This window comes from Kaarinaea lacus, assembly GCF_975902315.1.
On the sequence record NZ_CDLKIE010000274.1, the window covers coordinates 1 to 3,596 of the forward strand.

Genomic DNA, 3,596 nt, shown 5'->3' on the forward strand with positions numbered 1-3,596 from the left:
ATACTCGCCAGATTGAGAACTGGTTTGCTGACTTAGCTCTGTGAGATCCAGGGCGTGTTCAGGGGGAACACCCAGTCGGGAATTAATCACAGAATCCATTCCTATCATCGCCTTGGCAAAACAGTCATCCTGATCACTGCCAAATGCGGTGTACTCATAAGCAGCGACATACGACGGCATTGCTGCCAATACTGCCATTTGCACGATATGCTTCACTAGCCTCATAACGTCCCTCCTCCTATTACCAGGGGGGTCAGCTAACTCTACTCCCTCGTGTTATTGTTGCTATTACTTAAAGCAGCTGGTCCCTTAGAGTTGATACAAAAACTATCGGCACCATGTATAAATTCGACAGCATGTTTTTCAAATGATTACAAAGTTCATGTGATTAATTACGAATTAGCATATAAGCATCCGTAATAAAATGCTGTTGCAGAAAGAAAACAATGTTTAAATACATTGAGTTATCATTTTTTGGGAGAGACCAGCCGAACGGCCAGCAAACGAAATTCGAGGTTATAAAAACTGATTTTCCTCAATAATCAGAGGACATATAAGCTCGGTAAGTATAGGGTTATTAATAACGGGACGCCAAAAATTGTCGTGCTTTTTCTGATGCAGGATGATCCGGACATAGCTCCAGCAGTTGTTGCCAGACTTTTCTGGCTTCGTTAACTTGCTGCTTACCTCGCGCCAACAGTAAACCCAGATTCAAATAGGCATTTCCAAAATCAGGATAACGGGAAATCACTTCACGAAAAGCGCGTTCTGCCATACCCATATCACCATTTTTCCAATACATGGTACCCAGATCGGTATACACACCAGGCTGGTTCGGATTGAGGTGTAACGCATACTGATAATACACAATGGATTGTGCCGCGTTATTCTGATCGTAATAATAATTGCCTAACAAAACAGCAGCCTCAATATCCACGGGATTATCATTTAACTGCTGTTTGAGATTACCAATTATGTTTTCAAGTTTTCCCTGCATCGTGATACTACTTCCCTGTTGCTAGGTCATATCAGGACAATATCGTCATATATTGTCGCTTCGCTACTTAGCAAAACTGATATGAACACATCGTCTACCAATATACACATTAAGCCGAATCCATGGCTGTTAAATATTAACAATGAATACTTTGACAATTCACACGGTTGTAGTTCAATTACCCTGTCTCATTTACGGTAATTCCATTAATGTTATCGAAATTATCCGAAGTTGAACTAGCCTGTACAGGTGGTTTCGAACGAATGTCTTCCAGGCGACTCACCGTTCTCGCAAACTCAAATTGAAATCGACTGCCTGTATAGAGGTCACCCGGACAACCGGTCGCACTTATTATCATTTCCACATCTCGATCATATAACGCATCGATCAAGTTGATGAAGCGACGAACCAAATCATCGTGAGACTCATCCATTCTAAATATGTTGGAAATAATAATGACATTGTAGCGAAGTGATAATTCGATATAATCAACAGCTGCTCGCGGTCCACCACAAAGAATATCGAAATCAAGCCATACTATGTTCTTCGCATGCATCCGCGTTTGAATCATTCGGTTATTAATGTTGATAGCCATATCTTTAACCACTTCACCAACTGCCAGTGAATATATGCGTTCTTCCAGCTGAGAATCTGTATTAGCACTCAGCGGAAAATAGTAGTTATAATTTAAAGTGGGGTTTTTCAAACGATAATCATGATCAGCATCAAGCCGCAATATCTGGTTATTGTTTTTAAGTAGTTCTATGGCTGGTAAAAAGCGTCCCCGCTGCAAACCATTTTTATATAAATCCTCAGGCATTACGTTTGAAGTGATAACAAATATGGCACCTTGCCGATACAACTCATCAAGCAATCCATGTAGCAACATCGCATCGGCGATGTCTGCAACATGAAATTCATCCACGCAAAATAAATCAGCTTTTCCTGCCAGGGATTGAGCAACCGCTTTTAGTGGATCTTTTTGTTGCTCGAAATCAGAGAGCGAATGATGGATATGCTGCATAAACTCATGGAAATGAAATCTTAATTTTGACTTTACAGGCGCTACTTCAAAAAAAAGGTCCATCAACCAGGTTTTACCCTGTCCGACACCCCCCCAAAGGTAACAGCCTTTTATACCATTGTTATTTTTGTTACCTCGAAACGGTCTCAACAGATTCGAAACCCAGGAATCCGAGCCCGACCTGAAATGAAATAATGCCTTATATAGTATCTCCAGATGCTCAACCACTTTAGCCTGTGAGTCATCCCTGTGGTACCCTTTCTGGTCCAGGGTTTTTTGGTAAATTTCGCGAAAGCTCATAAGATACTGAGTGAAAAATCAAGGTGTTACTACACTAGCGACAACACGACCACTACTCTTTAGCCAATTGGGCAACGTTAATTACGAAGCCCGTTAATTTTTTCTTTTTAATGCAAGGAATTATCAAATGCCGCATCCCCTACTGTTACAAGCGTTACTTTTGTTAGGAATACTCTGCTTTCCTGGTTGTGATACATCAAACTCCGACCAATACCCGGCCGCGGTTCTAAACGATAAAGAAACCCTGGAAAAACTTGCCAGCGCTTATGAAACTGTCTCTGGAACCATACCTGTGAGCCCGATCAACCTTAGACCGTCTGCAAGAAAAAAATTCGTAGAACAGGTTTTCACGGAAGCAGGATATAACTATTCTACAACTTTGTACGCCTTATCAAAAGTACCATCATATGCTGTTACGCAATACCATAAAGACTTAAAGCAGTTGTTGTTCCTGCCGCATTACAAAGTCGAGTTTGATGAAATTAAGGATATTTACACTAACGAAGAAATCAATGCCATCGAGACGATAAACATAAACATTAAATGATGCTCAAACAATATACTGCAATTACTGTTTCAACATTTCTTGCTATACACGGATATTATGCTTTACCCCAATTGAAATTCTATCGTCAAGCACATTAGAGTTATTGCCCCCAGAAATGCAAAACCCGCCGAGTGTTACCACTCGGCGGGCTGTTTGCATGGGATGTTAAACTTTCTTTTCTACTATCAACTTAATATTGATATACAGGATCTCTTTATCTTAAAACCAAATTGTAATTTAAGCTTTTATGAGCTTAACAAGGACTTTTTTGTAAACAACAAATTTTCAGATCTAATTTTAATAAAGCAACAAAAGTCGCCTTCTTGAATCAATCAGTATTTTTCTTAATATCAGCTACTATTCTATAACAACCTCCTCTTTTAATTAATACTAGTTAATATCCCAGATTCCTGCTGTTAGCCAGTTCACATGTTGCACACTTTGCGATTACAAATTCTCAGGTTTTTAATTCACAAGAATTATCATCTTTGTCGTCAGGCAAACCCTGTAGTGGCAAATGTAATGGTTTTTTCTCGGCTGTTAATGTACCAAGCGTACCCGGGGCTAATCTTTGCACGTTATGATTGGATCGTTCATTTTTTTGCACACGACCATCAGCTGCATTGGACACTTTCAGGAAAACACCAGAAGTACGCTACACCACAGACTTGTATCGCTTCTCAAGCCCGGTGGCACACTCTTTCTTGAGGCTTTTTCAAAAGATCAGA

General features: G+C 40.1%; 5 protein-coding genes. 1 reads left to right on the forward strand and 4 read right to left on the reverse strand.

Going from position 1 to position 3,596, the window contains the following annotated elements:
- The 3 genes from ACWVCM_RS08540 to zapE all read right to left on the reverse strand — a co-directional run.
- On the reverse strand, positions 1-225 hold a 225-nt coding region (locus ACWVCM_RS08540; RefSeq protein ID WP_455201315.1), incomplete at its 3' end, for a hypothetical protein.
- Between the two features lie 352 nt (positions 226-577).
- Positions 578-997 (reverse strand): tetratricopeptide repeat protein, encoded by a 420-nt coding sequence (locus ACWVCM_RS08545; RefSeq protein ID WP_455201316.1) that lies wholly within the window; start codon positions 995-997, stop codon positions 578-580.
- 178 nt (positions 998-1,175) lie between these two features.
- Positions 1,176-2,321: a cell division protein ZapE gene (zapE, locus tag ACWVCM_RS08550; RefSeq protein WP_455201317.1), complete on the reverse strand. Its 1,146-nt coding sequence runs from the start codon at positions 2,319-2,321 to the stop codon at positions 1,176-1,178.
- A 127-nt stretch (positions 2,322-2,448) separates the two neighbouring features.
- On the opposite strand from zapE, the gene ACWVCM_RS08555 reads away from it, so the two are divergent.
- A complete protein-coding gene (locus ACWVCM_RS08555) occupies positions 2,449-2,868 on the forward strand; it encodes a hypothetical protein (RefSeq protein ID WP_455201318.1) in 420 nt (139 codons plus the stop codon).
- A 457-nt stretch (positions 2,869-3,325) separates the two neighbouring features.
- Here ACWVCM_RS08555 and ACWVCM_RS08560 read toward each other — a convergent pair whose 3' ends face one another.
- Positions 3,326-3,499, reverse strand: coding sequence for a hypothetical protein (locus ACWVCM_RS08560; RefSeq protein ID WP_455201319.1), 174 nt, complete (start codon positions 3,497-3,499; stop codon positions 3,326-3,328).
- Positions 3,500-3,596 lie beyond the last annotated feature (97 nt).

Bases quoted from the DNA above. Each gene is read 5' to 3' on its own strand.
- ACWVCM_RS08545 (WP_455201316.1), bottom strand. From the start codon at position 997: ATGCAGGGAAAACTTGAAAACATAATTGGTAATCTCAAACAGCAGTTA.
- zapE (WP_455201317.1), bottom strand. From the start codon at position 2,321: ATGAGCTTTCGCGAAATTTACCAAAAAACCCTGGACCAGAAAGGGTAC.
- ACWVCM_RS08555 (WP_455201318.1), top strand. From the start codon at position 2,449: ATGCCGCATCCCCTACTGTTACAAGCGTTACTTTTGTTAGGAATACTC.